The organism is Megasphaera hominis (assembly GCF_014269395.1).
In the GTDB taxonomy this organism is placed as follows: domain Bacteria; phylum Bacillota; class Negativicutes; order Veillonellales; family Megasphaeraceae; genus Megasphaera; species Megasphaera hominis.
The window spans coordinates 1-26,061 of the sequence record NZ_JACOGK010000033.1; the positions used below are offsets into that span (position 1 = coordinate 1).

A 26,061-nucleotide genomic window follows, 5' to 3' on the forward strand; every position below is an offset into this window, starting at 1 on the left:
TACTTCTCCAAGTTGATTCCCTCCATGAATCTGTTGAAAACCAACACCGGATCGCAAATATCCAGAAAATCTGAAATATATAGTGGCAAAATTGCCTGTTTTGGTTTAGAATAATTAGTGGTTGAATTTTTCATTGGTTATGTAAATTTTACCACAAAAGGAGGTCCGCTGACTCGAAAGAGTCGGTGGACCTCCTTTGTTATTTGGGTCTGTGTTATTTCACAGCCCCTTTTCGTTTATGCTGTTTACATGAAGAGCTGGCGGATGACAGGGCCCACGAGGTAGTCATAGCCGTAAAGGAGGGAGTAGACCAAAAAGCCGATGGTACCGCCGACGATGGCGCCGTTAATGCGGATCCAGGCCAGGTCTTCGCCGACCTTGCTTTCCAGGAATTCGTTGAACTTCTTCTTGTCGAAGCCCGAAAGGACTTCCCGTACAGCTACGCCGATGAGGGCGTGTTCGTGTTCCAGAATGACTTCACAGCCCTTGCGGATCTGGTCGTCAATCCAGCCCTTCATTTCCGGGTACTGGTTGCAGTAGTCGAGGTAATGGGTAAACTGTTCTTCCATGATGTTTTGCAGCTTTTCCTTGCCTTCTACACCGGTCGTGAAGTAGGTCTGGACAGAGCGCTGCGTCGCCGTAAGCCACATTTCCAGGGGCAGGGAGTCGATGAACTGGTCCTGCCAGCTCTGTACGGTATAGGTGAGCTGGCCGTTCATGGCGTACATTTGCAGCTCCAGCTTCTGGCACAGCCACTGCCGTTCTTTGCCGCCGGCGTGTTCCCACCGTTCAAGCCAGACCAGGAGACCTTTTTGTACGTCTTTGGCAATCTTGTCCGTGTCGACCATGCCGGTGAATTTATTGAGCGTCACGATGAGATGGGGCGCCGTTTTCGATTCGGTCATCCATTCGGCAATGGCCTGGGTGAGGATGTGTTCAAATTCCTTGCTGCGCACGCCTTCCTTGACGAGGCCGATAATATCGCTCAGCATGCGGCTGTCCGGGTCTTCCAGCATGGTAATGATGCGGTCCTGGAGGAAGCTCAGGAGGGGCTGCCGTTTGAGGTACGTACGGATATGTTCGACGATCATCTGCTGGGTTTTGCCCTGGCGGCCGTAGTTATAGACCTGCTGGGCTACTTCGTAGAGGAGGGCCCGGAATTTTTCCCGGCCTTCGGGCTTTTCAATCCAGCTGTTGAAGCGGTCTACGAAGGAGACCTGGTAGAGCTTGTCCCGCCACATGCCGGGCTGGAGAAGCTTTTCCGATACGACGTTGGTCATGCCGTCGATGATCTGCGTGCGGTGGTTGTAGACCAATTCCGTGTGGTACGGGAAGCCCAGGGGTTTATCAAAGAGGGCCGTTACGGCGAACCAGTCGGCAATGCTGCCGATGAAGGCCGATTGGAGGACGAAGAAAAGGAGGTTGCCCCAGAAGGTCAGCTGGTCCTGATGGAGCCACCAGATAAAGACGGCCAGGAAGCAGACGAACGATAAGGCCAGTATACTGTTTGCCCGTTGACGATAGGTCATGTTACCAGCCTCCCTTCAAGCCATTCATGGCCAAATAAATGCAGGCGCCCAGGACGGCACCGACGAGGGAGCCGTTGACGCGGATCATTTGCAAGTCGTACCAAACGCGGCTTTCGAGCTGATCGGCCAGTTCCTGGCCGTCGTATTTGAGGATTTCCTTTTCGGCTGTAGCGCCGAACCAGTTCTGGAGCCGTTTTAATTCGCGGGCTGCCATGGCCAGGACGAAGCGGTTCATCTGCTCTACCTGGAGATCGCTGCCCTTAAAGCCTTCCAGGCGTTCGATGGCGTACGTCGCAGCGGCGCGGCACACGCGGTTCTGCCGGTCCGGATTCTGGACGTAGCGCTGCCACGCTTCCTTCATATCCGGACGGGCGACGATGTAGCGGAAGAGGCGCATTTTGTACTGCTCTACCCGGTCCTGCCAGGCTGTGTTCATTTCCAGCTTTTCCGCCTGCTGCCAAATGAACTGCATGGCCTTGCGGCGTTCTTCCGAGTCGGGCTTTTTCGCTTCGGCCAGGAGGTGCAGGAATTTGTCCTGCAGGTTGCCCGCTACCCGTTCGGGGCTGAACATGTCGCTGGCCAGGGCGGCCTTGATGATCAGGGCATAGACGAAGTTGCGGTGTTCATACTGGCGCATGGATTCACGGTAAATATCGGCGATGTAGCGCTTGGCCGTTTCGCTCTTGACCATCGATTCGAGGGTAAAGATGCTGAAATCGAGGAAGTCGTTGCCGGCTTCACCGACAAGGCCGGTCTTGAGGGCCTTGCCCATCATGGGAGCAATACGGATCTTTTCGATGGCTTCTTCGCCCATCGTCGAAAAGGCCCGTACGAGCGCCTGCATATCGAGGGTATACAGGAAGGTATTCATAATGTGGCCCAAAATGCGTTCGGCTGACTGGAAGCCTTCGTCCGTGTGCAAGTAGCTGAGGCCCGCTTCGAGGACGGGATGGTGCTTGAGGACGTTGTACATATTGGGCACCGTGAGAATTTCGCTTTCGATCATGTGCCGCGCCGTTTCGGCGATCCGTTCTTTACTGTTGGGAATGAGGGCTGTCTTGAACGAAATACCCAGGGGCTTGCGGAACAGGGCCGTTACGGCGTACCAGTCGGCCAGGCCGCCGATGAGGGCCGCGCCGGATAAATGCATGATCAGCCCGCCCCAAAAGAGATCACGGACGGGATAGGAAAGCAGCAGCAGCAAGGCAGCGATGACCAGGATATACCCGGCGATATGGCTGCGTCTTACAGGCGATGCTGTTTCTGGTTGAGTCATTCTTTTCCTCCTTCTCCGGCCAGGGCCGGACCCGCTACGAGAGCGGGCAGTTCTTATACGTTCGTGCTGTCGCCGCTATGGATGGGAATCCACAGGTGCTGCTGAGGATACTGGTCCGTAAAGGCCCGGGACGGCGTCCACGGCGCGCCAAAGTAGTGCATGGGCACGAGGCACTGCGTGACCTTGACGTGCTTCAGGAAGGCCGTAACGCCCCATTCACGGGCATAGTCCAGACGGGCATCGACGGGGAAAAAGGCTACGTCCACGGTGAGGCCGTCTAATTTTTCCAGCTCTGCCGCGTACATACGCTTGGCGTTTTCGTTGTTTTCCGCAGTGTCGCCTTCCCAGTGCCACCAGTTCAGGTCGCCGGCGTGGAAGATACTGACGCCATCGGTCTTGACGAGGAAAGAACCGCCTTCGTCGGTCGAGCCGAACTGCGTAATAATCGTTTCACCTACGTGGATCGTATCGTACACGTCCAGGGTGTGCAGTTTGTCCTGCTCTGCCTGGCGGAAGGGTACATCCTTGTTGATGATATACGCTTCGGTCTGCTGGGCAAAATCGGCAATGTGCCGGTTGAAGTGGTCGTTGTGCCAATGGGTCACGAAGAACCAAAAGGGCTTGTTCCCTTGGGCATAGGACCGTACTACCTGCTGGTCGTCCTGATAGTAATCAAAGACCAGCACTTTCGTATCCGTTTCTACTGTAAAGCCGCTGTGGCCTAAATAGGTTACATGTAAGGTCATCGCGTCAGCCTCCTTTATCCTTGGGACCGGCCGGGCCTGCACAGACGCAGACAGACCTGTCCTTTTTATCATATCGTATTTGTATATTATACCACATATTAGGAGCGGCTCCCATATATATCATATAAGCCGGACGGGCTCTTACAAAAAAGTTACCTTTTTAGTATTTTTTCCGTAAAATGCCTTGACAAGACAGATTGAAAAGTGTACTATAATTGTAAAAATTGACACATGCCATGAGCAAATCAAGTACCTGTATTGCACTGCCGTCAGAGAACGCAGGCCATCGGCTGCAAGCCTGCCCCGGTAAGAAGTACAGCGAATGCCTTTGCGAGCAGAATGAGGGAACATGAGTATCTTATTCCGGCTGCCGCCGTTACCGGCCTAGAGGGGCAATACCATTGTATTGCAACCAGAGTGGAACCGCGGTCCGCCGTCTCTGAGGAGATGGGCGGTTTTTTTGCGTGCCCGAATAGTGATACCATGTATTTTGCGCACGGTCAATGGAACGTACCTATGAGGGGGTTTTTATAGTGAATACAGAAAGATATCGGTCAGGCTTTCGATGTTGCCGGTTATACCGCTTTTAGAAATGATTTTAGTACTGACTACATTTTATTTTGAAAACATCGAAGGAGAGATTTGATTATGGGTAAAATTTATACGAGTGCACTGGAATTAGTTGGTCATACGCCGCTTTTGCAGCCGGAACGGTTTAACAAGAAGGCTTCTGTACCGGCTAAGCTGCTGGTTAAATTGGAAATGTTCAATCCTGCCGGTTCGGCTAAGGACCGCATTGCCAAGGCTATGATTGAAGATGCCGAAGCTAAGGGGATCTTGAAAGAAGGCTCGGTCATCATTGAACCGACGAGCGGCAATACGGGCATCGGCCTGGCGGCTGTCGCTGCTGCCAAGGGCTACCGCGCCATCTTCACCATGCCGGAAACCATGTCTGTCGAACGGCGCAATCTCATTGCTGCCTACGGCGGTGAAATCGTCCTGACAGAAGGCAAAAAGGGCATGCAGGGCACGATTGACAAGGCCAACGAGCTCTTGAAGGAAATTCCGAATTCCTTTATTCCCGGCCAGTTTACTAACCCGGTCAATCCGGCTATCCACAAGGCTACGACCGGCCCGGAAATCTATGAAGACGCAGACGGCAAGGTAGACATCTTCATTGCCGGCGTTGGCACAGGCGGTACGCTCACAGGCGTTGGCCAGTATTTGAAGGAAAAGAATCCGGACGTGCAGATCGTCGCTGTCGAACCGGCTGATTCTCCTCTCCTTTCGGAAGGCCACGCAGGCCCGCACAAGATTCAGGGCATTGGCGCTAACTTCGTACCGGAAACGCTGGATACGAAGATCTACAATGAAATCTTCACGGTCACGACGGATCAGGCCTACGATACGGCCCAGTCGTTCTCCCACGCGGAAGGCCTGCTCATCGGTATTTCCGGTGGTGCTGCCCTCTACGCCGGCGTCCAGCTGGCACAGCGTCCGGAAAATGCCGGCAAGACCATCGTCGTCTTCCTGCCCGATAACGGCGACCGCTATTTGACAACACCGAACTTCATTAAATAAGTGGCTCTCTTTCACTAGGACACACTGAAAAAACCTGCCGGCTGATGCTGGCAGGTTTTTTCTATGCCCCTAGGGCTTTCCTATTAGATGAGAGGCTTACACATAGACGAAATGTCGATTTTCTTGTCCTTTTCCAGCATGCCTGTCTGGATGAGGAAGTCCTGGGTCTGTTCCAGGTCGGCAATGTCTTCTTCGCGGATAGCCGGGTCGAAATCATACCAGCCGGCCATGGCTTCTACCTGATCGATAGTCAGGCCCGTCGCTTCGGCAGCGGCAGCGTAGTCCTGCTGGGGATTTTCGGCATAATCCTTGACGACGCGGGCGTGGGTGGCCATGAATTTCTTCGCTACGTCAGGATACTGGTTGATGAAGTCCGTGCGCATGGCAATGACGATCGTCGCATCGAGGAGGCCTTCACCGGTCGTGAGGACGCGGCCGCCGTCGGCTTTCATCTTCAGCGTGGCCGGACCGGCCAGGAGCGCCGCATCGACGCTGCCGCCAGAGAGGGCTGCCGACGCCTGGGGAATGCCCATGGAGACGAAGTCTACGTCGTCAGGCGACATGCCTTCCCGGGCCAGTGCTGCCAGGAGCAGCTGGTGCAGGATGGTTCCCTTCGGACCGGCGACCTTCTTCCCTTTCAGGTCTTTCACGGACTGGATGGACGGATCCTTGGTCATAATCATAAAGGCCTGGGGCGCGCGGCTGTAAATACCGACGATGGTCAGGTCAACGCCGTTGGCCTTGGCCAGGATGGCACTGGTACCGCCTAAGGCGTGGCAAATATCGATTTTGCCGGCCGCCATGGCTTCCGTTTGCTTCGGACCGGCGTCCAAATCGGAATAGTCGATGGCAATGCCTTCAGGCTTAAAGGCATCTTCAAAGACGTGGTCCTTCTTTTCTACGATGGAAGGAATATTGAGGGGCGATTTGACGTATGTCATATGAATGGCTTCGGGCTTCTTAGCCGTATCCTGAGCCGGCTGGGATGAGCCGCAGCCAGCCAGGGCGACGGCCATGATGAGCGAAGCCAGGCCTACAAAGATTGCTTTTGTGCTACGTTTCATGGGGTTCCTCCAATAATTGTAAGATAGTTTGTTTTTCTCTCGTCCGATCGGCCAGAGCCTGGCGCGGATAGGGCTCGGAACGGGTCAGAAGGCCGCTTTGCCGGCCCCGGCGCAGGACCAGGATCCGTTCGCCCAGGCGCAGGGCTTCGTCCAGATCGTGAGTAATAAAGATAATGGTTAAGGGCTGGCGGACATACTGCTCCGTGAGCTCGTCCTGAAGCTTTTCCCGCGTGAAATAATCGAGGGCTGCAAAGGGTTCGTCCAGGAGCAGCAGCTGTGGCTGGCACGCTAAGGTCCGTACAAGGGCTACGCGCTGGGCCATGCCGCCGGAGAGCTGGTCGGGATAGGCCTTGCGGAAGGAATCCAGACCAAAAAGGTGTAGATACTGGGCGGCCAACGCCGTGGAACCGCCCATGCCATACTGCCAGATGCGGACATTCTCTTCTACGGTCAGCCAGGGCAAGAGGCGCGGTGCTTGGAACATGACGCCCGTCCGGGGCCGGGGACCGCCAAAATCGATTTGTCCGCCTGTGGCCGTTTCGAGACCGGCCAGGAGGCGCAGGAGTGTCGTTTTGCCGCAGCCGCTGGGGCCGACGACGACGGAAAAGGAGCCGGCCGGGAAATGGGCGTTCAGGTCAGATAGGGCCTGTACGACTGTCCCATCGGGCAAGTGATAGGTATGACTCAAATGGCTTACGGTAATGTCAGGCACGGCGGTTCCTCCTTTCTGTCCAAAGCAGGCACCGTCCGGCCCAGGCCATGAGGGCGTCGGCGAGAATGCCCAGGACACCCAAGGTGAGGATGCCCGCCAGGACGACGTCGGGACGGGCCATTTCTTCCCCATCGAGGATGAGGTAGCCCAGGCCCGCTGCGGCGGCGATCATTTCGGCACCAATGAGGGAACGCCAGCTGTAGCCCAGGCCGATGCGCAGGCCCGTATAGATGGACGGCAGAGCCTGGGGCAGGCGGATGTGCCAAAAGACGGCCCACGGCGACAGGCCGTATACGCGCCCCATCTCGATTAGTTGTGGGTCCGGTTGGGCCATGCCGGCCAGGGTATTGAGGAAGATGGGGAAAAAGGTCGCCAAGACGACGATGATGATCTTACTCGTCTCATCAATACCAAACCAAAGGATCAGGATGGGCAAGAGGGCCAGAGGCGGTACGTTGCGCAGGAATTCCAGGACGGAATGGCTGTACACGTAGGCTTTGTGGTGAAGGCCCAGGAAAATGCCAGCCGGCAGGGCCAGGCCGGCGGCGATGAGAAAGCCAATGAGCACGCGGAGCAGGCTGGCACCGACGTGCCGTGCCAACTGGCCCGATACGGCCAGGTGCCACCACGTCGAAAGGACCCGTTCCGGCGCCGGCAGAATATAAGAGCCCCACCAGTGCCAGCGTGCGCCCAGCTCCCACAGCAGCAGGAGTAGCAAGGGCAGGGCCAGAATCGGCAGGGCCGTTGTCAGTACAGAAATAAGACTTTTTTTGCTCACGTTACTCCTCCCAGGCACTATCCGGCAAGGATGTAATTTCCGGCCAGGCTTCGTTGATGGCTGCAGCCATGAGCTGCTTGCCTGCCGGGTCGAGATGGAGCCCGTCCAGGGCCAGTTCCGTACGGAGCTCGCCTTTTTCGTCGTACATGCCCGGCGTAATGTCGATATGGACGTGCGAGCGGACGTAGGCATTGACGCGGCCGAACTGGAACTGCCAGTCGTCAGCCGTTTCACTGTCGAAGCTCTTTTTGATATTGGCCGGGTTGACTGGCGGCACCGTCAGGAAAACGGGACGGATGCCGTTTTCTAAGCATTTTTGGCGGACCGCTTCCATGTCCTTCATGACGATGGACGCGCCTTCGCCGTTGCGCAGGCTGTTAGAGCCCATGAGGATGATGAGGTAACGCGGATGGAAGGGCAGGACGTCCTTTTCAAAGCGTTCCCGCGTCATAGTACTCGTATTGCCGCTTTCGGCCAAATTGACCGACGGGAAATCGAGGTAGTGCTGATAGCTGAAGTCCCAGTCCGTAGGCGAGTAGGAAACGCTGCCGCCGCCATGGCTGATACTGTCGCCATACGTGGCTACTTCGTAATCGGCATCGGGATTGGTCACAAAGGGCTGGGCGTCGGAATAGACGCCGACAGGATTGCCGGCACTGTCGAGGGCCCGGACGCGCCAATAAAAGGGATGCGGCCCATAGCGCGCCTTTTGGTCGTATTGCTGGGCATATTGGGGATGATAGACATCGATGCGGTGCTCTGACGGCGATATACCATTGGGATTTTCCGGCGGCCCGTCGAGAATTTCCAGCTCGTACGACGCGGCACCCGGTACGGCGAGCCAGTCGTATACAGGATATAAGAGGACCGTGCCGTTGCCTTCGTTGTAGGCCGATAAGGGGGTCGGTTTTTCTACAAAATAGCCCATGCGGTCAATGGGAACCCGTTCCAGGTCCGAATAGTCACTGACGGGATTGCCATCCAGATCGAGGCCGCACACGCGGTAATAAAAGACATCGCCTGTAAACATATCGGGCAGGGCCAGCTCGATGCCGTTCGTATAGGCCCGCTGCGTATCGACGATGGGTTCGTAATAGGCCTCCTGCCCTGCTGTATCGGGCTCGTGCCGTTCCAGGACCTGAACGTCGTACATGACGGCCCCATCGACGCGGGACCAGCGCAGAACCGGGTGAATCGAAGCGGGTTCGTCTTCTGTATAGTGCAGCCAGGCTACGGGCTGGTTGGCCGACGGCTGCGCCGCTGACGAGACATAGATTTTCTGTGCCTGCTCCAAGGGCGGCGCCACGACATACCTGCCATGCGTGCTTTGCCGCATCCTGGCGCCGGACATCCCCGTGGCGACGGTCAAGGCCAATAACACTGATAATACTAAGACACTCTTATTCCGCATCTGCTTCACCCCCCAATGTCCGCACTGCGCTTTTGATAATGTTTATCGTTCTTATTATACTATGCTTTGGCCGGTGCGACAACCTTTCCTTTGTCACTTTCGGCCTTTGCTTTTTCCTTCTTTTGTGTGGCTTCGAAGCCATACTGCTTCTTCCACGTATTGTCGAGCTTGCGGATTTCTTTTGCCGACAGCATCTTGGGCTTGGCTGTCAGGGCGTGCTGTAAATCCGTACGGATTTTCGTGCCGTCGTCAGCGCCGGCCAGGGTCATAATGCGCTGGCCATTGACGGAGAGGTCCGCTCCATTTTGCTGGATATTCCAGACGTTGGCCGCTGCCAGCTTGCTAGCTGCCGCCGTGCCTTCAGAAACGGTTTTGACCGTACCCGCAGCCTTGTCTGCAGACGCTGTGTTACGGCTCGTAAGCGGCGTTGTGACGACTTTTTTGTCGTTTTCCGCTTCACCGTAGACGTTGTGGGTAACGCGGGCCAGATTGCCTGCTACGAGGAAGGCCCGGCGCCGTGACGAGTAGGCACCGGACGGAGCCGGACGCAGGACCGGCAGGGCGTTGACGTAAACCGTGTCACCGCCGACCTGGACGTGGTTGCCGGACCAGCGGGTCATACGCTGGCCGAGCTTTTCAATACGGCTGCTCATTTGCGGATGGTTGTTCGGGCTGAGGACGCGGCCAAAGCCTTCGCGGTAGAGGTCGCCGTATTTTTCATAGACCAGCTGCATAGAAGATGGCGCGCCGCCGACATTGAAGCTCGTATTCTTGAGGACGTTGAAGCCATCGGCATCGGCCTGTTTTTCCTGATCCATGGTAATCAGCTCGTTATCGATGTAGTTGACGGCAATACCGCCTAAGAGGACATCGAGGACGTCCGCGTTGCCGCCAAAGGCCAGGTCTACTGCCAGGGAGACGCCGATGCTCTTCATGACGCCGTTAATGGCGTGATGGTGCTCGCCGTGCTGCATTTCATGGCAGAGCGTAAAGGCCAGCTCGTCGTCATCGAGGACGTTCATCATGCCCTAGTTGACGGAGATGACGCCGCCAATGGTTTCAAAGGCGTTGAGCTCCTGGCTGGGATTGGCGTAGACGTCGTAATCGCGCTTGATCATGCCCGTCTGGACGAGACGGTCCGTAATGCGTTCCAGCCGCTGCTGGGAATATAAGTCACCGCTGACGCCGGTCTTGTCCTTGACCTGGGCCAGCATTTGCGGCTGGCCGTCGCGGTCCATTTTGCTGAGCTGCTGCTTAATGAGTGCCGCTGCGGCTACGCCGTACAGAATTGTTTCCGTCGTCGACGCTGCTTGGGCCAGACCGATAGGAGCGCTAACCAGAGACGTGCCGACGAGTGCTGTCAGTATCCATTTCTTCCATTGTTTCACCCTGTCCCTCTCCTTTCGCGCAGTCAGGCAACAGGAGCTGCCGGCAGACGAGGTCTGCCTTTTTTGCACGGGGCCATTGCTTGATCTGCCATTCCCAGTGCATAGCGGCGTGCTTGGACGTAAAGGCCTGGCTCCAAACCAGGACAACAGGCTGGCGGGAACGCGTATACTTGGCGCCACGGCCGCTGTTGTGTGCAGCTACACGCTGGTCTACGTCGCGCGTCCAGCCCGTATAATAAGAGCCATCGGCGCAACGTACGACATACGTATAATAGGCTTCTGCCTTATTTTTCAACAATTTGAATCGTTTCTACTACGACATCTTCTAAAGGTTTATCGCGGAAGTCTGTCTTGACGTGGCTGATTTTTTCGACGACATCATAGTTTTCGACGACTTTGCCGAAAATGGAATGATGGTTCTGGAGCCACGGTGTCGGTACGACAGTGACGAAGAACTGGGAGCTGCCTGTATTCGGGCCGGCGTTGGCCATGGCCAGGACGCCCGGTTCGTTGAAATCGAGGCCCGGACCGAATTCGTCAGGGATCATTTCGTCGGAGCCGCCAAAGCCTGTGCCCTGGGGATCGCCGCCCTGAATCATGAAGTCGCCAATGATGCGGTGGAAAATGGTGCCGTCGTAGAAGTTGCTTTCAGCGAGCTTGCGGAAATTTTCTACCGTAATCGGTGCTTTGTCCGGGAATAATTCTACCGTGAAGTCACCGTTGTTCGTTTTAAATACTGCATATACTTTATTTTCTGCCATGATTATGTCTCCTTCAAATGATAATATAAATTACTTACTAGTATTACTATACCTTAGAACAGTAGAGATGACAAGGCAGATTTTTTCAAAAAAGCGGGACAAAAAGGCGTAACCATGCTATACTTTCCAATATATACTGATATCATCAGGATTTGCGGCCAAGGGGCTGCCGATCTTTTTTTGCCGAAGGGATGTGCATATTTTGAAGTTAGGAATGGCGCAAATGTCTATGTCTAAAGACGTAGAGAAAAATCTGGAAAAATCGCTGGCTTTTTGCGATGCCGCCGCCGGCTGTGACCTCCTCTTTTTCCCGGAAGTACAGCTGTCACCGTTCTTTGCCCAGTATGAAAAGCAGGATGCCTCAGCCTACTTATTCCGGCCTGACGCTGCCTGTATCGACCGATTTAAGCAGAAGTGCCGGGAACACCACCTCTACCTTTCACCTAATCTCTATTTGGACCAAGGCGGCCAGGCTTACGATACAAATCTCTTCCTGACGCCGGCCGGTGAGCTCCAGGGAATGGCCAAAATGGTGCATATTTTCCAGGCTGAGCAGTTTTACGAGTGCGACTATTATACGCCGTCAGACGAGGGCTTTCAGGTCTTTTCCACGCCCTTTGGCCGCGTCGGCATCGTCATCTGCTTTGACCGGCACTTGCCCGAAAGTATCCGCACCTGTGCCGCTAAGGGTGCCGATCTGGTCATCGTGCCGACGGCCAATACGAAGGCTGAACCCCTGGAAATGTTCGAATGGGAAATGCGCGTCCAGGCCTACCAGAACCAGACCTTTGTGGCCATGTGCAACCGCGTAGGCAAGGAAGGCGGCATGGACTTTGCCGGCGAGTCACTGGTTATCGACCCGTGGGGTGAGGTGCTCGTCAAGGGCGACGCTACGGAACAGCTCCTGACGTGTGACCTCGACCTGTCCCTGGCCCGCAAGGCCAAGGCCGAACGGCCCTTCCTGAAGCTGCGCCGGCCGGAAATGTACGAATAAAAAAAGCTGTGCAAAAATGAATTCACATTTTTGCACAGCTTTTTGTTTGTACGTAAATTGAAATTATTTCAATTCAACGGAAGCGCCAGCTTCTTCGAGTTTAGCTTTGAGAGCTTCAGCGTCAGCTTTAGCAACGCCTTCTTTAACAGGAGCAGGAGCGCCATCAACGAGGGCTTTAGCTTCTTTCAGGCCGAGACCCGTTACTTCGCGGACAACTTTGATTACGCCGATTTTCTTGTCGCCAGCGCTGGTGAGGATTACGTCGAATTCGGATTTTTCTTCAGCAGCAGCAGCCGGAGCAGCAGCAGCGGCAACAGCAACCGGAGCAGCAGCGGATACGCCGAATTTGTCTTCCATAGCTTTTACGAGTTCAGACAGTTCGAGAACGGTCATTTCTTCAATGGCTTGCATGATTTCTTCTTTAGTCATTTTTTGTTCCTCCAATGGTTTCTTATTAGTAAGAGTGTTTGTTTTTAGTTTATATTATGCACTTTCCTGTTCAGCTTTTTTAGCGCGTACAGCATCAAGCACATAAACCATGTTGCGGATATTGCCCTGCAATACGTTGACCAGACCGGAAATAGGGGCCTGCATGCTGCCAACCAATTTGGCGAGCAGTTCTTCGCGGCTCGGCAGGTTTGCCAGAGCTTCAACGCCAGCAGCGTCAATAACTTGACCATCACAGATACCAACTTTAACGGTCAGTGCTTCTGTTTTGGTTTCTTTGATGAATTCTTTGAGGATCTTAGCCGGAGCTACAGCATCTTCTGTGGAGTATGCCAAAGCGGTCGGACCTTCGAGGAATTCGCTCAAGCCTTCATAACCAACTTCGTTTGCAGCAATGCGGGTCAAGGTGTTTTTGATAACCTTGTATTCTACATTACCTTCACGGAATTTACGGCGCAGTTTTGTAACGTCAGCAACGGAAAGGCCAGTAAAACCTACGAGTACAGCACCCTGTGCAGACTGCAGTTTTTCTTTCATTTCGTTTACGACGGCAATTTTAGCCGGGGAAATCGTTTTGTTTTGCGGCATAGACATTGTTTCGATACACCTCCTTAAAGTGGGATTTATATCGTCTTAGCGTAAAAAACGGCCTCATTTCACATGAGGCCGAACTAGTCAAGTTTAGATATCTGCTAGTTTCTAAGCCTCAGATGGCGGGCTTGCGCCCATTATACATACCTTCAGTCTACAGCTAAGAGAGATATTATTTTGTTTCAGCTTTTACAGCACCTTTGATGCTGTACTGGTTGATGTGGATGCCAGGGCCCATGGTCGTACTTACCGTAATGGATTTGATGTACTGGCCTTTAGCGCCCGACGGTTTAACCTTAACCAACGTATCAACGAGGGTTGTCAGGTTTTCAACCAATTTATCTGCATCAAACGATTTCTTGCCGATAGGGGAATGAATATTGCCGGCTTTGTCCGTACGATATTCTACCTTACCTGCTTTACTTTCGTTGATAGCTCTGGTAACGTCCATTGTTACAGTGCCGACTTTCGGGTTAGGCATGAGGCCTTTAGGACCAAGGATTTTACCAAGGCGGCCAACTTTACCCATCATGTCCGGTGTAGCAATAGCTACGTCAAATTCAAGCCAGCCACCTTTGATCTTTTCAATGAGATCATCAGCGCCAACGAAATCAGCGCCAGCTGCCTGAGCTTCTTTTTCTTTATCGCCCTGTGCGAAGACGAGGACGGTTTTCGATTTGCCGATGCCGTGTGGCAGAACCAAAGCGCCACGAACCTGCTGATCAGCATATTTCGGATCTACGTTCAGATTTACAGCCAATTCAACGGTTTCGTCAAATTTAGCTATATCCATCTTTTTCAAGATGTCGATTGCTTCTGCTACGTCATACTGCTGATGTTTATCGAACAGTTTAGCGGCTTCTGCGTATTTCTTACCAAATTTTGCCATCTAAGTGTTTCCTCCTTTGTGGTGATTAGCGGGGAATACCCCTTCCACGAGCCGAAATCAAGATTAGTCGACGATTTCGATGCCCATGCTGCGGGCAGTACCTTCAACCATCTTCATTGCTGCTTCAACGTCGTTGGCGTTGAGGTCCGGCATTTTAGTTTCCGCGATTTCGCGGACTTTATCGCGGCCCAGTTTTGCTACTTTTTTCTTGTTCGGTTCGCCCGAAGCTTTGTCGAGGCCTGCTGCTTTCTTCAACAGTACAGCTGCCGGCGGCGTCTTCGTGATGAACGTGAAAGAACGGTCTTCATAAACGGTAATTTCAACAGGAATAATGTAGCCAGCCTGTTTAGCTGTACGTTCGTTGAATTCCTTTACGAAAGCCATGATGTTGACACCAGCCTGGCCTAATGCAGGGCCAATCGGAGGCGCCGGAGTTGCTTTACCAGCTTCGCACTGGAGTTTTACCATTCTTGTTACTTTTTTTGCCATGGTGAGTTACACCTCCTTACACTACAAGATGTGGTCAAACGATTCATAAGAATCTCCCACTCGCGGCATGTGCCGCATTTAGAAGTATTTATTCCAGACTCTTCTCGATTTGAGAATAGTCGACTTCTACCGCTGTTTCCCGACCGAACATGTCGATCAGGCCTTTCAGGGTGCCTTTTTCTTCATTGATTTCCGTAATGACGGCAATGAAGTTTTCAAAAGGTCCAGACGTAATACGAACCTGTTCACCTACTTCAACAGAAAGATGTACTTTCGGTTCGCTTTCAGCAATTCCCTGCGACTTCAGAATGCGTTTCACTTCTTCTGGCTGCAGCGGAACCGGCTTCGTCGCCGAGCCGACAAATCCCGTGACGCCAGGAGTGTTACGGACGACGTACCAGGAACGGTCATTGACTTCCATTTCTACGAGGACATAGCCGGGAAACACTTTACGTTTTACCGTACGTTTCTTGCCATCCTTCACATCCACTTCGTCTTCCATCGGTACGAGGATACGATTGATTTCGTTTTCCAGTCCCATGGATTTGACCTTCCGTTCCAGGTTAGCCATTACTTTATTTTCATAACCAGAATACGTATGGATAACATACCATTTCTTATCAGTTTCCATCTATGCGCGGGCCCCCTATCCGACAATGCTTCGGAGTAACCGGAACAGTTGAGAAAATACACCGTCAGACAAAGCAATAATCGCCATGACGACAATGGTGGCAACAATAACCATAACGGTATAGTTAATCAATTCTTTTTTCGTCGGCCAGATGACCTTTTTTAATTCTGCCTTAACACCGCGGAGAAATTTGCCGTTCGCATCCTTTTTCTTATTCTTTTGTGCTTTCTTTGATGCTGTAGCTGCCATATAACCTCTCACATTCAAATAAGATTAAGCACATCTTATTTCAAACTTATTTCGTTTCTTTGTGTAATGTTTCTTTTTTGCAGAACGGGCAATATTTCTTCAGTTCCAAACGATCCGGATTGTTCTTTTTGTTTTTGTTTGTCCGGTAGTTACGCTGTTTGCATTCTGTGCATGCCAATGTAATAGCTGTACGCATTCCTTACACCTCTCTCAAATCGTAGTAAAAGCCTGCTCTCTAGTCAGGACTGCTTACCTAATGTATCATACCCAGCAGACTAAGTCAAGATAAAAACATGCTAACTTAAAAAAGCTAGGTGAACCTTGCACACCTAACTTTTCAAATTATAGCATAGGATTGTCGTGCCTGTCAAGAAAGGCTGACCACGTGATCAGCCTTTCCGGCGCTTTTATACGGACGGCGCTGCTTTTGCGAGGCTGCCGGCTGTGTCTTCGTCGAGGGACGTACCGGCCGTCGTGCCGGCAGCCGGTGCTACGGACTGCAGCGTATAGACCAGATTGCCTGTGAGGCGCCCTTGCAGGCGGTACAGGATATACGCGTCTTCACTATCGATATAGACGACGTCGCTGTGTACGACGCCCGGCGCTGTGCCGTAGGCTGTCGTTACCATCTGCGTATCGCCGTTCCAGCTCGTCTGCGTGTGCATAGCCGAAGCCAGGGTGAAGACCGGCAACCAGACGCTGCCGCCCTTGCCAAGTGCCCGTTTCGCCAGTTTCTGTCCGTTGACGTAGAGGTCGTAGGCCTTGGCTACATACGTCGGCTGGCCGTCGGAGGCAGCGATCTTATTGTAGATGTCGCCGTATTCTTCAAAGTCTTCTACTCCGTAGCCGGCCAGGGCCTGTTTGACCTGCTCTGCCGTCAGGGGCTGGCGTCCATAGCCATCGGGGTAAATATAATAGGAAATGGTGTGGTCCGGGTCGCGGTCGATGACGATGCGGTCATAGTAGATAATGACCGGCGTGCCGATGCTGACGCGGTTGTACAGGTCTTCGACATCGGCTTCGTGCATGCGGATGCAGCCGTGGGAGACGTAGCCGCCAATGGAGCTGGGCGCGTTCGTGCCGTGAATGCCGTAGTTGCCAAAGAGGCCGAGCCAGCGGTAGCCCAGGGGACAAGCAGGACCGGATGGAACCTGTGTGCCCGTATCGGGGTCGATCCACGTGGGATTTACTTCTTTATCGGTAATCGAATAGGTACCGGTCGGCGAGGGCGTAGACGCTTTGCCGACACCGACGGGATACATGGTAATTTTCGTATTACCCTGGTAGAGGGTCAGGATGCGGCTGGCCAGATTGAGCATAATCTTTTTTTCATCGGCTTTTTTCGGTGCCGCAGACTGCGTATCTGCCGGCGCAGACGCAGCCGGCGTAATCGTTACGACCGGTGCCGTTGCCGTGTCACTCTTGGCCGGTGCTTTGACCTGGACCAGCGCGCTGGCTGCGGCCTGGCTTGCCGCTGTATCGGCAAATGACGTCGGCACCGTCCGCAGGGTCGTTTCTTCCGGTGCCGTCGTACCGGCTGCCCAGGCCGTCGTTCCGGCCAGGGACAAAAGGGTGCAGAGTGTGACTGCCATCTGTTTAAACACTATAGTACCTCCTGTTTCTGCCGCTCTATACCTAAGGGCGGCTATACACCGATTCTTTGCCGCACAGGTACAGGTCGTTACCCGTCAGTTAATGCGGGCACTGATGCTGACGATGTAAAAATTCTGCACATCAAAGGCCAGCTGTTCGCCACCTGTGCCATCGTATACGTACAAAGATTTATCGTTAAAATTATAAATATGATCGGCCGTCCCGTATACACGGGATAAGACGCTGGCTTCCATGCCTACAGCTACGTGGTCGGGCGTAGTCAGGTTGTCCGTCGTGCACGTAGCGGCTACGGCCTGGCTGCCGTTTGTATCAAAGCCGACGAGAAAGCCATTATTATAGTTGTATTCCAAATACGTCTGGTCCCCATTGGAGCCTTCGGTTTTGCTGGTCGGCTCGCCGTAGACACCTTCTACGTAGGCTGGCGTACAGCCCGGTCCGACACCGCCAATGGCAATGCGGTCATTGGCAATCTGTGCCGAAGCTACAGAGGACACCATACAGGCTGCGCCCAAAAGCAAGACAGCCATTTTATTCTTTAGTAACGCAAACACACTATCAGACTCCTTCTCTTCCGTCTCTGTCACAGCTCCCTTACCGCAAGGGTCTTTGGCAGTACAGGGCTCAGCGTCCGGCCGTTTGAAGTCAGACTCTATTCTCGTCCCGGCAAATGAAAGGCACTGCTTCTCCCCTTCTCTTTGGCCGGGCAGCTCTATAAAGCTGTACCGCTTATTGTATCACAAAGGCCGGGCCAGAGCAACGCACAGCCTTCATTTGCGGCGGCTCAGAGACGGTACCATGCCGGCCAGACAGAGGGCCGTAAAGACGAAGAAGGCGATTTCAATATTGCGCACGAGCATAGCAGACGCCGGCAGATAGTCCCAGTGCAGGGACATGAGCAGTGTCACGATGGCTACGCTCAGGATTTGGCCAATGAGCCGCATGGTGCTCAATAAGGAAGACGCCATGCTGTAGTAGCGTTTTTCTACAGAGCTCATGATGGCATTGTTGTTCGGTGCCGTAAAGAGGGCAAAGCCAAAGCCGATGAGCATGAGGATCGGCACGAGGGGCCAGAACAGCCGGGCCCGTACGGTAAAGGCCAGGCCCAGGAGACCGCAGGCGATGATGGCCATGCCGGCCGAGCTGAGCGTCGTTGCCGGATAGCGGTCGGAAAGGGAGCCTGTTTTAGGCGAAAGGATCGCCTGAATGACCGGCTGCACGAGGAGCAGCAGGCCCGCATCGCGGGAGCTCAGGCCCAGGACAGACTGCAGATACATGGAAAGGAGAAAGCTGATGGCGAAGGTCGCACTGTAGTTGAGCATGGCCGCCAGGTTGGATAAGGTAAACATGCGGTTGTGCCAAAGCAGGGCTACAGGCAAAACGGGCTGCTCGCAGCGGGTTTCATGGCGCAGGAAAATCGCAAACAGAATGAGGCCTCCGGCGAGAGCGCACCAGGCCCAGGACTGCTGCAGCAGCTCCGAAAGGCCGTACATGACGAGGACCATGGCCAGCCCATAACCCAGGGCGCCCAGGCCATCGCCGCCCTTGGCCCCTTCGACAAGCCATTCTTCTTTCAGGAATTTCAGGATAGCCAGGCTGCACAGGACACTGCAGACGATGATGAACAAAAAGATGCTGCGCCAGCCGAAATAATAGTTGAAAAAGCCGCCCAGTACAGGCCCCAGGGAGAGGCCTACGTAGACCATAGAGACGTTCCAGCCCATAGCCATGCCCCGCTTTTCCAAAGGGAAGACGAGGACCAGGATGGCCATGTTGGTCGCGTAAATCATGGCCGCCGCCAATCCCTGCAACAGGCGCGCAGCCAAAAGCCAGGCCATGGACGTAGCAAAAAAGGCACAGACGGAAGACAGGGCAAAGAGCACGGTGCCCCAGAGAAAGATCTTGCGTTTCCCTATGCGGTCGGCCATTTTGCCGACCGGCAGGAGGAAGACCACCGAGGCCAGGAGGAAAATCTCCAGGACCCAGCCCAGGGTACTGGCACTGGCGCTGAATTCCCGGCCCATGTCGGGCAAGGACAAGGTGAGGGAACTGCTCGTAAAAGGCGTCAGGAACGACGAGAGCATGACAATTCCCAATATTTTATAGGGCAAAGACCTGGACACAAAAAGGACCTCTCTCTCAAATAAGGGCAAAACTATTATAAGACTTTCTCTCATTATACCCGGAAATAAGGCCCGTGAAAAGGAAAAAAACGGTCCCCTCCCCGGGGACCGTCCAAGACATGGTGAAACTTCGATTATTTGACAACCTGCGGTGCCGTTTTGGGGCCGCGGTGGCTGCGGTACCAGCCAATGAGGCAGACTGCAGCGGCGCCGAGAGCCGGCAGGATGTAGGCAATGGCACTGCCTGTGAGAGACTGCAAATAAGCACCGGCAATAGCGTCATGAACGACCATAGAGCCGCTCGTCCAGCCGAGAATGCCGGCACCGGCATAGAGCAGGATGGGGAAACGGTCCAGGACCTTGCCGATGATCTGGCTGCCACCGACGACGATGGGAATGCTGATGACGAGGCCCATGGCGACGAGGAGGAAGTGGCCGCCGGCAGCACCGGCAATAGCCAGGACGTTATCGATACCCATAGCGGCATCGGCTACGAGGATGGTCTTGACGGCGCCCATGAGGCTGTTAGCTTCTTTTACATGTACAGCTTCGTCCGTCTGGGCCGGCGCCAGGAGCTTTACGGCAATGGGCAGGAGAATGAGACCGCCCAGGGCCTGCAGGAAGGGGATGGTCAAGAGCCATACGGCGGCCAGGGTCATGAGCAGGCGGACGACGACGGCACCGGCCGTACCGATAAGAATGGCCTTTTTGCGCAGCTGTGCCGGCAGCGTATTGGCAGCCATGGCGATGACCACGGCATTATCGCCGGCCAGCACCAGGTCCAGGATGATGATCGAGCCTAAGGCTGCAAAAAATTCCCAAGATAAAAATGTCATTTCCATGAGTGTCCTCTTTTCTTTTATGTAGAAATTAGTTAAAAAAAGAGACTTTCGCAGGATGGTATATCTTGCGAAAGTCTCACCTATTGTGTCATCACAACGCTATCACCAGCCCCGAAACAGGACATGTATGTTGATGATAGCCGAAAGGTTACTCCCTTTACTACTATATGAAAGTATATTAAAATTATAGCAAAGCAAGGATTTCCCTGTCAATAGATGGGGAAACAAAATTTCTTAGTATATCCGCCTACAAAGGAGGAATCCCCATGAAACATTATGATGTCATCATCATTGGCACCGGCGCCGCTAATATCGTCGCCGACGCTGCGTTGCGTGAAAATAAAACGGTTGCCCTCATCGAACGCGGGCGCTTTGGCGGCACGTGCCTGAACCGCGGCTGTATTCCGACTAAGATGCTGGTTACGGCAGCGAACGCCATTTGCGAAATCCGTGAAGCCCGCCGCATTGGCGTCAACGCTGAAAACGTGACCCTCGACTGGAAGCTCCTGTCGGAACGGCTCTGGAAAAAGGTCAATGAAAGTGAAGCCATCCGCGGGTACTACGACCGCTTCCCGACGATGGATACGTATCACGGTACGGCGTCCTTTTCCGGTAAAAAGGAAGTAACCATCAGCCTCGACGACGGCACGACGACCGTCCTCACAGGCGACCGGATTATCATCGGCACAGGCGGCCGCACGCATATTCCCGACCTGCCGGGTCTTGCCGAATGCGGCTACGTCACGTCCGAAACTTTCTTTGGCAAGGCCTATCCGGAGGCACCGTACAAGAGCCTGATCATCATCGGCGGCGGCCCCATTGGCTGCGAATTTGCCCACGTCTTCAACGCGGCGGGTACACACGTGACGATCGTCCAGCACAACGTACGCCTCCTGCCCAAGGAAGACGGCGATATTTCCGCCTTTATGCTGCGCCAGTTCCAAAACCGCGGCATAGACGTACGCCTGAACCAGGACACCATTTCCGTCCGTATGGAGGGCAACGAAAAGGTACTGACCATTCATAGCCGCGAAGACGGCCTTTCTGCTGAAGTACGGGCCGAAGAAATTCTCGTTGCCCCTGGCATCAAGCCCATGACCGAGCTGCTGCACCTGGAAAATACAGACGTACAGACCGACCAGCGCGGCTATATTATGACCAATGAATTTCTCGAAACGACGGCTGACGGAATCTGGGCCTTAGGCGATGTAAACGGCCTGGCACCGTTCCGCCACAAGGCCAATTATGAAGCGGAAATCATTGCCCATAATCTCTTCTCCGGCATGGCTCCGGACCAGTGGCGCTGGGCCCAATACGATACGGTACCGGCCGTGACCTATACGTACCCCGAAGCGGCCCACGTAGGCCTGACGGAAATCCAGGCCCAAAAGGCGGGCTATACGACGGAAACGGCAGTCAATCACTACTCGACAGCCGTCAAGGGCTATGCCCTGGGCTTTGAACCCGGTGCCTCTGACGACGGCTTCATCAAGCTCGTCGTCGACGGCAAGACGCGTCACGTCCTGGGCGCCCACATCGTCGGACCGGAAGCCTCGATCCTCATCCAGCCCTTCATCAACCTCCTTTCCTGCGGCACCCATACGATTACGCCGCTCCATGAGGAAATCGCGTCGCCGACAGCCCGTGCCTTGCGGCAAAAGCCTTTGACTCGGACACTGGACCCGCGCTCGGTCTATACGATTGGCGAAACCATGACGCCCCATCCGTCCCTTTCGGAAGTGACCATGTGGACGCGGTATTATTTCGAGAAAAAATAGCCCTACACGCTAAAAAAAGAAGAGGCCCCCTGCTTTGGCAGCCGTCCTCTTCTTTTTATGTAACGTACCAGCTGAGCCTTTCATTCGTAATGAGAGGCTCAGAAAAAGCAAAAGTCCCGCCCGGGCAGGGCGGCTGTCGTGCCGTGTCTGCCAGGGCGGGACTTCCTATGTGCTTAGGCCTTAGGCTTCTTCAATAGCGCCAGCCGGACAGTTGTTCATGGCATCCTGTGCCGAAGCTTCCAATTCCGGTGCTACGTCATCAGGAATGGCTTCTGCTACGCCAGCGTCTGTCATGTGGAACACTTCCGGACAGGAAGCAGCGCACATACCGCAAGAGATACAGCTATCATTAACTTTGAATTTCATAATAAATCGCTCCTTTCAAAGCAACATATTTATGGTCACCGGAAATCCGGTACCTTGCATATAGTAATAAACCCTCAGGCATCCAGTGTCAAGAAGAGGGCCATTTTGAACGGCCCGTCGGCTTTGACGGAATGGCGGCCCAGTTTATCGAATTTAAAGGTTTCGCCAGCCTGAATGGGATGATCCTGGCCTTCATAACCGATGATGCCTTTGCCTTCCAGGGCCAGGACCAGGGCTTCACCCGGTGCAGCATGTTCCGAAAGGCCCGTGCCGTCAGCAAAGCTCATGATGGCCAGTTTCAAGTGGTCGTTGTTGACGACGTCCATGTTGACAATACGGCCGTCCTGATAGGGAACGAGATCGGCCAATTTAAAAACGTTACCAGCTTTTATCACTTTATTCATATGTGTATCCTCCTTTTGGGCGATTTCCAAATATACAGTATCCTCAACGGCTTTCATGCCTGCCGGTACATCTGCCGGTACGAGCAGGGCCTGGCCTGTCTTGACGTGCCATTCGTCTCCGGCCGTCGTAAAGACGGTCATACAGCCTGTGTCGACGTACAGCAGCCGGGGAAAGGGACTCGTTTCGGCACTGATATCCGTATCCGCACCCAGAGAAAAACAGATCAAACTGCCTGCCCGGCTTTCCCAGAGGGCATTCGATACGGTGCACCCCGGTACAGCCGCATTTTCAGTTGTCAGGGAAAATACAACGCCACTTTTACCTTTCATGATCCTCACGCCTTTCCGGGCCTTGCGGCCCGTTCGTTCTTCTTTATGCTTTGATTATAGTCTGCCCTGACCGCCTTGTATGTTGTAAAAGTAACGGTTAGGAAAATTAATTTTTGACTTTTTGATTTTATTTCTTTGCAATTGATCAAAATTTCTTTTCTTTTTTTATTGACAAGCACAGGCAATCTTGCTATACTAACAGAGTACTTTTCGTGCCACTATAGCTCAGCTGGCAGAGCATCTCATTCGTAATGAGAGGGTCGTAGGTTCAAATCCTATTAGTGGCTCCAAGGGTTGAAGGGCTTCATCGTGTAATGCGGTGAGGCTCTTTTTTTATGCATATTAGCGGTATGTCTATTCAGTAAGACAAACATTGCATATCACTACTAATAGGTACAGGTTAGACACTCTATATTGAGACACAAATAGAAGAACAAGAATCAGCACAAGGTGAATCATCATCATCAATCATAGAAAACAATTTCTTAAAGTGTCCTTCCATGACATCAGCACACAAGTCTTTCAAGGCTCCTGTTTGTGCTTCATCAGCATAGTAGTTAGGCATTTTATCATCACGCCATCCCCCTTGTCTCTTAATTGCTTCTGTAGACACATTATTAGACACAAGGATTGTAGCGAATGAATGTCTAAAGGAATGCGGGCTAATGTCTCGCTTGATACCTGCTTTACGCTTCCATTCATCAAAGGTACGATTAAAGTTTCTTGAGTGTTCCATCTTGTCATTTTTTCTCTGGGCTATGACATAGGTTCTTTTGTTGTGTTGTGTCTCCTGCTTGTACCGAAACATCTGGGCAACAAGACTATCAGGAACAGCAACATCTCGTGTTCCTTCTGGTGTCTTCGTAAAGTATTCTACAGTGTGAACACCTTTAGTTGCAGATACTTTCTTATTGATGCGGATATACCAACGTTTTGTCGCTTCATCTTGAAAGACATCATCCCATGTAAGGGCTAGTAACTCGCCTTTTCTCATGCCAGTTGCTAACAGAATCGGAATTGCTATCCAGTAGTGATGATGCTTACTCACTTCAAGTAGCTTCAAGACTTCCATATCTGTTACTGCTGGTCTTCTCTTCGTTTGCTTGATTTTAGGAAGAGGAACGCCATCACAAGGATTCTTAGAGATTAGGTTCCGCACTTGTACCGCATCATTCAGGGCAATAGCTAATACTCTGATAACATCATGAATCATACTGTCTGCTACACCTTTTGTCTTCAGGTGTTTCACAAATGCAGACACGTTCTGATAGGAGACATCAGTAAGCATAAGGCCTTCAAAAAAGGGCTTGATATGGTTTCTGAATCGTCCTTCATAGTTCTCATAGGTCTTCTGGGTTATGTCTATATCGTGCTTTGCTTCAAGCCATTCAGACATATAGTCATTGACAAGAATGTGACTGTCTTCCCATTGCTGTTGCTGTTGCTGTTGTATTGTAGTTGCCATAGTTTCTGCCAGTAATTCTGCTGTTCTCTGTGCTAACTGTTCTGGGCTTAGTGTTAGTTGTTGTGGTACAGTATGCGAATATGGTTCATACGTTGGTAATGGTATTGTTGTTGTTTGTGTTGTCTGGTGGTTTATCATGGTTGTTGTCATTGTGGTTCAGAACAAACTCCTTTCAAGGATTCGACATTCACTTGACAACACAACGTTGAAATCCATATATTTACTATACCATGTTGTCAAGGAAATAAAAAGAAAGACAATAAGAATAAGAAGACACAAAGGATACAAGACAATAGCTCTAACGGAATAATAAGAAGAATAATAATAACCATGCATGTTGTCTTTGTGTCTATGTATATGTAGAGTTCTGGTGCTGCTGGTGCTGCTATAGCATCAAGTACTATAGTTATGTCTTCATATTTGACGTTCTAAGGCTTTTGTTATGATGCGGTGAGACACACACAATAAACATACCTAAGGGAAGACATACAGGAGAAACAGAACAAAAGAAGGAGAATAAGAAGAAAGAGAATCATCATGTTTCTGTATACGAAAAAAAGGAACAGCAACACTCATAATGAATGAATGTCATGTTCCTTTATGGTTAGTCGGTTCTTGTTGTCTATAGTTATCTTGCAAGTGCTTCTATGCAGATGCTTCTATGCAGATGCTTCTATATCAACGTTGACACTGCTATTACTGCTGGTGTCTATGTTGGTTCTGGTTGTCTTTATTAGTATTGCTTCATGGTGCAGTTATTTCTAGCAGGTGCAGGAGAAGACACACGATACATAAAGCGAAAGAGACACAAGATAAAGAGAATCATCACTAGTCTTCTACTGCTTCTGATGCGGTCGGCTAGCATCCAGTTATGTTGATTGTCTTTGTGGTCTTGCTTGTGCAGGAGAAGACACAAGAATAATAAGACATCATCATCACAAGGAGAATCATCATCAGGTGTTGTCTTCTGTTGTTCTTGTGATGCGGTCAAGGCTCCAGTGCTATTGATGAAATAATGCCGGATAAAAGACATCATCAGGATAAGGAAGACAACAAGGATATAGGAGAAGACAAAAAAGGACCATACACTATAGAGAAGACAAGTACCCATGATAATACTAGTCTTATGCTGGTGTATGGTTCATTGTGTTTGTTGTCTATAGAAGTAAGATGAAAAGACACAAGGAGAAAGAGAATAAGGATAACAGAACAATAACAATCAGGAGAAGGAGAATAAGAACAATAAGAAGAATATAGTTATCTCTAGGTATAGTTAGTTATAGTTAGTATTCTTAGGTATTCTTAATTATTATTCTTGTAGTGTTAGTTATTTCTGTTAATTCTTATAGTGATTATAGTAAGTACTCTTAATTAATATATAATTAATATCAAGGAATTAAATATTATATATATAGTATGTCTTAGTTATGTCTTATTATGATGCTTATTCTTTTTGTCTTTATGTCTTAGTTGGTCTTAGTTATATCGTAAGCGTAAAATAAAACCATGGATACTCCCACCTGCCAAGATATGAGATAATCATCATAACGAAACGGGAGAAATTAGATAAATTCGAGTCTGATCTAAATTGTCTAATTTCTCTAAT

The 26,061-nt window shown here is 52.0% G+C and carries 28 protein-coding genes, 1 tRNA gene and 1 other annotated feature; of the genes, 4 read left to right on the forward strand and 25 right to left on the reverse strand.

The annotated features are described in order from the left end of the window. Positions 1-245: 245 nt before the first annotated feature. From H8J70_RS10145 to H8J70_RS10155, 3 genes are read right to left on the reverse strand one after another with little or no spacing between them, the layout of a single operon-like run. Positions 246-1,529 carry a DUF445 domain-containing protein gene (locus H8J70_RS10145; RefSeq protein WP_186504133.1) on the reverse strand — a complete coding sequence of 428 codons (1,284 nt, stop codon included), beginning with the start codon at positions 1,527-1,529 and terminating at the stop codon, positions 246-248. Position 1,530: 1 nt separating this feature from the next. Next, positions 1,531-2,805, reverse strand: a complete 1,275-nt coding sequence (locus H8J70_RS10150; RefSeq protein ID WP_186504135.1) for a DUF445 domain-containing protein — start codon at positions 2,803-2,805, stop codon at positions 1,531-1,533. A gap of 53 nt (positions 2,806-2,858) precedes the next feature. After that, the gene (locus H8J70_RS10155) at positions 2,859-3,551 is read right to left on the reverse strand and encodes an MBL fold metallo-hydrolase (RefSeq protein ID WP_186504137.1); all 693 of its coding nucleotides are present in this window, start codon (positions 3,549-3,551) and stop codon (positions 2,859-2,861) included. 227 nt (positions 3,552-3,778) lie between these two features. Beyond that, positions 3,779-3,995: a binding site (T-box leader), on the forward strand. Positions 3,996-4,199: 204 nt separating this feature from the next. On the opposite strand from H8J70_RS10155, the gene cysK reads away from it, so the two are divergent. Further along, the gene (cysK, locus tag H8J70_RS10160; protein WP_186504139.1) at positions 4,200-5,132 is read left to right on the forward strand and encodes a cysteine synthase A; all 933 of its coding nucleotides are present in this window, start codon (positions 4,200-4,202) and stop codon (positions 5,130-5,132) included. Positions 5,133-5,215: 83 nt separating this feature from the next. Here cysK and H8J70_RS10165 read toward each other — a convergent pair whose 3' ends face one another. The 8 genes from H8J70_RS10165 to H8J70_RS10195 are packed head-to-tail and all read right to left on the reverse strand — an operon-like array spanning position 5,216 to position 11,246. Next, positions 5,216-6,196: an ABC transporter substrate-binding protein gene (locus tag H8J70_RS10165; RefSeq protein WP_186504141.1), complete on the reverse strand. Its 981-nt coding sequence runs from the start codon at positions 6,194-6,196 to the stop codon at positions 5,216-5,218. After that, positions 6,186-6,908: an ABC transporter ATP-binding protein gene (locus H8J70_RS10170; protein ID WP_186504150.1), complete on the reverse strand. Its 723-nt coding sequence runs from the start codon at positions 6,906-6,908 to the stop codon at positions 6,186-6,188. Before H8J70_RS10170 ends, H8J70_RS10165 begins: the two co-directional genes overlap by 11 nt. Next, complete coding sequence (locus tag H8J70_RS10175; RefSeq protein ID WP_222433677.1) at positions 6,901-7,686, reverse strand: ABC transporter permease; 786 nt, start codon at positions 7,684-7,686, stop codon at positions 6,901-6,903. Before H8J70_RS10175 ends, H8J70_RS10170 begins: the two co-directional genes overlap by 8 nt. 1 nt (position 7,687) lies before the next feature. Continuing rightward, positions 7,688-9,097 carry an SGNH/GDSL hydrolase family protein gene (locus tag H8J70_RS10180; protein ID WP_186504152.1) on the reverse strand — a complete coding sequence of 470 codons (1,410 nt, stop codon included), beginning with the start codon at positions 9,095-9,097 and terminating at the stop codon, positions 7,688-7,690. 59 nt (positions 9,098-9,156) lie between these two features. Next, positions 9,157-10,119, reverse strand: a complete 963-nt coding sequence (locus H8J70_RS10185; RefSeq protein WP_246415341.1) for a M48 family metalloprotease — start codon at positions 10,117-10,119, stop codon at positions 9,157-9,159. Positions 10,120-10,125: 6 nt separating this feature from the next. After that, a complete protein-coding gene (locus H8J70_RS12625; RefSeq protein ID WP_246415342.1) occupies positions 10,126-10,485 on the reverse strand; it encodes a hypothetical protein in 360 nt (119 codons plus the stop codon). Then, complete coding sequence (locus tag H8J70_RS10190; RefSeq protein ID WP_186504187.1) at positions 10,430-10,780, reverse strand: GIY-YIG nuclease family protein; 351 nt, start codon at positions 10,778-10,780, stop codon at positions 10,430-10,432. The genes H8J70_RS12625 and H8J70_RS10190 overlap by 56 nt, the downstream gene beginning before the upstream one ends. Next, positions 10,770-11,246: a peptidylprolyl isomerase gene (locus H8J70_RS10195; protein ID WP_186504154.1), complete on the reverse strand. Its 477-nt coding sequence runs from the start codon at positions 11,244-11,246 to the stop codon at positions 10,770-10,772. The genes H8J70_RS10190 and H8J70_RS10195 overlap by 11 nt, the downstream gene beginning before the upstream one ends. A gap of 214 nt (positions 11,247-11,460) precedes the next feature. Between H8J70_RS10195 and H8J70_RS10200 the strand changes: the two genes are divergently transcribed. After that, positions 11,461-12,240, forward strand: coding sequence for a carbon-nitrogen hydrolase family protein (locus H8J70_RS10200; protein ID WP_281386295.1), 780 nt, complete (start codon positions 11,461-11,463; stop codon positions 12,238-12,240). A 63-nt stretch (positions 12,241-12,303) separates the two neighbouring features. Here H8J70_RS10200 and rplL read toward each other — a convergent pair whose 3' ends face one another. From rplL to H8J70_RS10255, 11 genes are all read right to left on the reverse strand, one after another. Further along, positions 12,304-12,669, reverse strand: coding sequence for a 50S ribosomal protein L7/L12 (gene rplL / locus H8J70_RS10205; protein ID WP_186504158.1), 366 nt, complete (start codon positions 12,667-12,669; stop codon positions 12,304-12,306). Positions 12,670-12,723: 54 nt separating this feature from the next. Further along, positions 12,724-13,281: a 50S ribosomal protein L10 gene (gene rplJ / locus H8J70_RS10210; RefSeq protein ID WP_374048463.1), complete on the reverse strand. Its 558-nt coding sequence runs from the start codon at positions 13,279-13,281 to the stop codon at positions 12,724-12,726. A gap of 169 nt (positions 13,282-13,450) precedes the next feature. Continuing rightward, complete coding sequence (gene rplA / locus H8J70_RS10215) at positions 13,451-14,167, reverse strand: 50S ribosomal protein L1 (protein ID WP_186504160.1); 717 nt, start codon at positions 14,165-14,167, stop codon at positions 13,451-13,453. Positions 14,168-14,230: 63 nt separating this feature from the next. Then, entirely contained in the window at positions 14,231-14,656 is a 426-nt protein-coding gene (rplK, locus tag H8J70_RS10220) for a 50S ribosomal protein L11 (RefSeq protein ID WP_186504169.1), read from the reverse strand. A gap of 88 nt (positions 14,657-14,744) precedes the next feature. Next, the gene (gene nusG / locus H8J70_RS10225) at positions 14,745-15,287 is read right to left on the reverse strand and encodes a transcription termination/antitermination protein NusG (RefSeq protein ID WP_186504171.1); all 543 of its coding nucleotides are present in this window, start codon (positions 15,285-15,287) and stop codon (positions 14,745-14,747) included. Positions 15,288-15,302: 15 nt separating this feature from the next. Next, a complete protein-coding gene (secE, locus tag H8J70_RS10230; RefSeq protein WP_186504173.1) occupies positions 15,303-15,536 on the reverse strand; it encodes a preprotein translocase subunit SecE in 234 nt (77 codons plus the stop codon). A gap of 46 nt (positions 15,537-15,582) precedes the next feature. After that, entirely contained in the window at positions 15,583-15,732 is a 150-nt protein-coding gene (gene rpmG, locus H8J70_RS10235; protein ID WP_014015374.1) for a 50S ribosomal protein L33, read from the reverse strand. A 211-nt stretch (positions 15,733-15,943) separates the two neighbouring features. Beyond that, entirely contained in the window at positions 15,944-17,140 is a 1,197-nt protein-coding gene (locus H8J70_RS10240) for a L,D-transpeptidase (protein ID WP_288201470.1), read from the reverse strand. Between the two features lie 84 nt (positions 17,141-17,224). Further along, positions 17,225-17,701 (reverse strand): hypothetical protein, encoded by a 477-nt coding sequence (locus H8J70_RS10245; RefSeq protein WP_186504175.1) that lies wholly within the window; start codon positions 17,699-17,701, stop codon positions 17,225-17,227. A gap of 216 nt (positions 17,702-17,917) precedes the next feature. Then, the gene (locus H8J70_RS10250; protein ID WP_288201472.1) at positions 17,918-19,270 is read right to left on the reverse strand and encodes an MFS transporter; all 1,353 of its coding nucleotides are present in this window, start codon (positions 19,268-19,270) and stop codon (positions 17,918-17,920) included. 134 nt (positions 19,271-19,404) lie between these two features. Beyond that, a complete protein-coding gene (locus H8J70_RS10255) occupies positions 19,405-20,112 on the reverse strand; it encodes a TerC family protein (RefSeq protein WP_186504178.1) in 708 nt (235 codons plus the stop codon). Positions 20,113-20,378: 266 nt separating this feature from the next. Between H8J70_RS10255 and H8J70_RS10260 the strand changes: the two genes are divergently transcribed. After that, on the forward strand, positions 20,379-21,890 hold the full coding sequence (locus H8J70_RS10260; protein WP_186504180.1) for a dihydrolipoyl dehydrogenase family protein: 1,512 nt from the start codon (positions 20,379-20,381) through the stop codon (positions 21,888-21,890). 180 nt (positions 21,891-22,070) lie between these two features. Here H8J70_RS10260 and H8J70_RS10265 read toward each other — a convergent pair whose 3' ends face one another. Then, positions 22,071-22,256 carry a ferredoxin gene (locus H8J70_RS10265; protein ID WP_186504183.1) on the reverse strand — a complete coding sequence of 62 codons (186 nt, stop codon included), beginning with the start codon at positions 22,254-22,256 and terminating at the stop codon, positions 22,071-22,073. A gap of 74 nt (positions 22,257-22,330) precedes the next feature. Further along, a complete protein-coding gene (locus tag H8J70_RS10270) occupies positions 22,331-22,990 on the reverse strand; it encodes a cupin domain-containing protein (RefSeq protein WP_186504184.1) in 660 nt (219 codons plus the stop codon). A 214-nt stretch (positions 22,991-23,204) separates the two neighbouring features. On the opposite strand from H8J70_RS10270, the gene H8J70_RS10275 reads away from it, so the two are divergent. Beyond that, positions 23,205-23,280: transfer RNA gene (locus H8J70_RS10275), tRNA-Thr, on the forward strand. Positions 23,281-23,399: 119 nt separating this feature from the next. Here H8J70_RS10275 and H8J70_RS10280 read toward each other — a convergent pair. Next, positions 23,400-24,455, reverse strand: coding sequence for a tyrosine-type recombinase/integrase (locus H8J70_RS10280; RefSeq protein ID WP_222433678.1), 1,056 nt, complete (start codon positions 24,453-24,455; stop codon positions 23,400-23,402). Positions 24,456-26,061: the final 1,606 nt, after the last annotated feature.

Coding starts and splice junctions, on each gene's coding strand:
- H8J70_RS10145 (WP_186504133.1), bottom strand. CDS start 1,529: ATGACCTATCGTCAACGGGCAAACAGTATACTGGCCTTATCGTTCGTC.
- H8J70_RS10150 (WP_186504135.1), bottom strand. CDS start 2,805: ATGACTCAACCAGAAACAGCATCGCCTGTAAGACGCAGCCATATCGCC.
- H8J70_RS10155 (WP_186504137.1), bottom strand. CDS start 3,551: ATGACCTTACATGTAACCTATTTAGGCCACAGCGGCTTTACAGTAGAA.
- cysK (WP_186504139.1), top strand. CDS start 4,200: ATGGGTAAAATTTATACGAGTGCACTGGAATTAGTTGGTCATACGCCG.
- H8J70_RS10165 (WP_186504141.1), bottom strand. CDS start 6,196: ATGAAACGTAGCACAAAAGCAATCTTTGTAGGCCTGGCTTCGCTCATC.
- H8J70_RS10180 (WP_186504152.1), bottom strand. CDS start 9,097: ATGCGGAATAAGAGTGTCTTAGTATTATCAGTGTTATTGGCCTTGACC.
- H8J70_RS10185 (WP_246415341.1), bottom strand. CDS start 10,119: ATGAACGTCCTCGATGACGACGAGCTGGCCTTTACGCTCTGCCATGAA.
- H8J70_RS10195 (WP_186504154.1), bottom strand. CDS start 11,246: ATGGCAGAAAATAAAGTATATGCAGTATTTAAAACGAACAACGGTGAC.
- H8J70_RS10200 (WP_281386295.1), top strand. CDS start 11,461: ATGGCGCAAATGTCTATGTCTAAAGACGTAGAGAAAAATCTGGAAAAA.
- rplL (WP_186504158.1), bottom strand. CDS start 12,669: ATGACTAAAGAAGAAATCATGCAAGCCATTGAAGAAATGACCGTTCTC.
- rplJ (WP_374048463.1), bottom strand. CDS start 13,281: ATGTCTATGCCGCAAAACAAAACGATTTCCCCGGCTAAAATTGCCGTC.
- rplA (WP_186504160.1), bottom strand. CDS start 14,167: ATGGCAAAATTTGGTAAGAAATACGCAGAAGCCGCTAAACTGTTCGAT.
- rplK (WP_186504169.1), bottom strand. CDS start 14,656: ATGGCAAAAAAAGTAACAAGAATGGTAAAACTCCAGTGCGAAGCTGGT.
- nusG (WP_186504171.1), bottom strand. CDS start 15,287: ATGGAAACTGATAAGAAATGGTATGTTATCCATACGTATTCTGGTTAT.
- secE (WP_186504173.1), bottom strand. CDS start 15,536: ATGGCAGCTACAGCATCAAAGAAAGCACAAAAGAATAAGAAAAAGGAT.
- rpmG (WP_014015374.1), bottom strand. CDS start 15,732: ATGCGTACAGCTATTACATTGGCATGCACAGAATGCAAACAGCGTAAC.
- H8J70_RS10255 (WP_186504178.1), bottom strand. CDS start 20,112: ATGGAAATGACATTTTTATCTTGGGAATTTTTTGCAGCCTTAGGCTCG.
- H8J70_RS10260 (WP_186504180.1), top strand. CDS start 20,379: ATGAAACATTATGATGTCATCATCATTGGCACCGGCGCCGCTAATATC.
- H8J70_RS10265 (WP_186504183.1), bottom strand. CDS start 22,256: ATGAAATTCAAAGTTAATGATAGCTGTATCTCTTGCGGTATGTGCGCT.
- H8J70_RS10270 (WP_186504184.1), bottom strand. CDS start 22,990: ATGAAAGGTAAAAGTGGCGTTGTATTTTCCCTGACAACTGAAAATGCG.
- H8J70_RS10280 (WP_222433678.1), bottom strand. CDS start 24,455: ATGGCAACTACAATACAACAGCAACAGCAACAGCAATGGGAAGACAGT.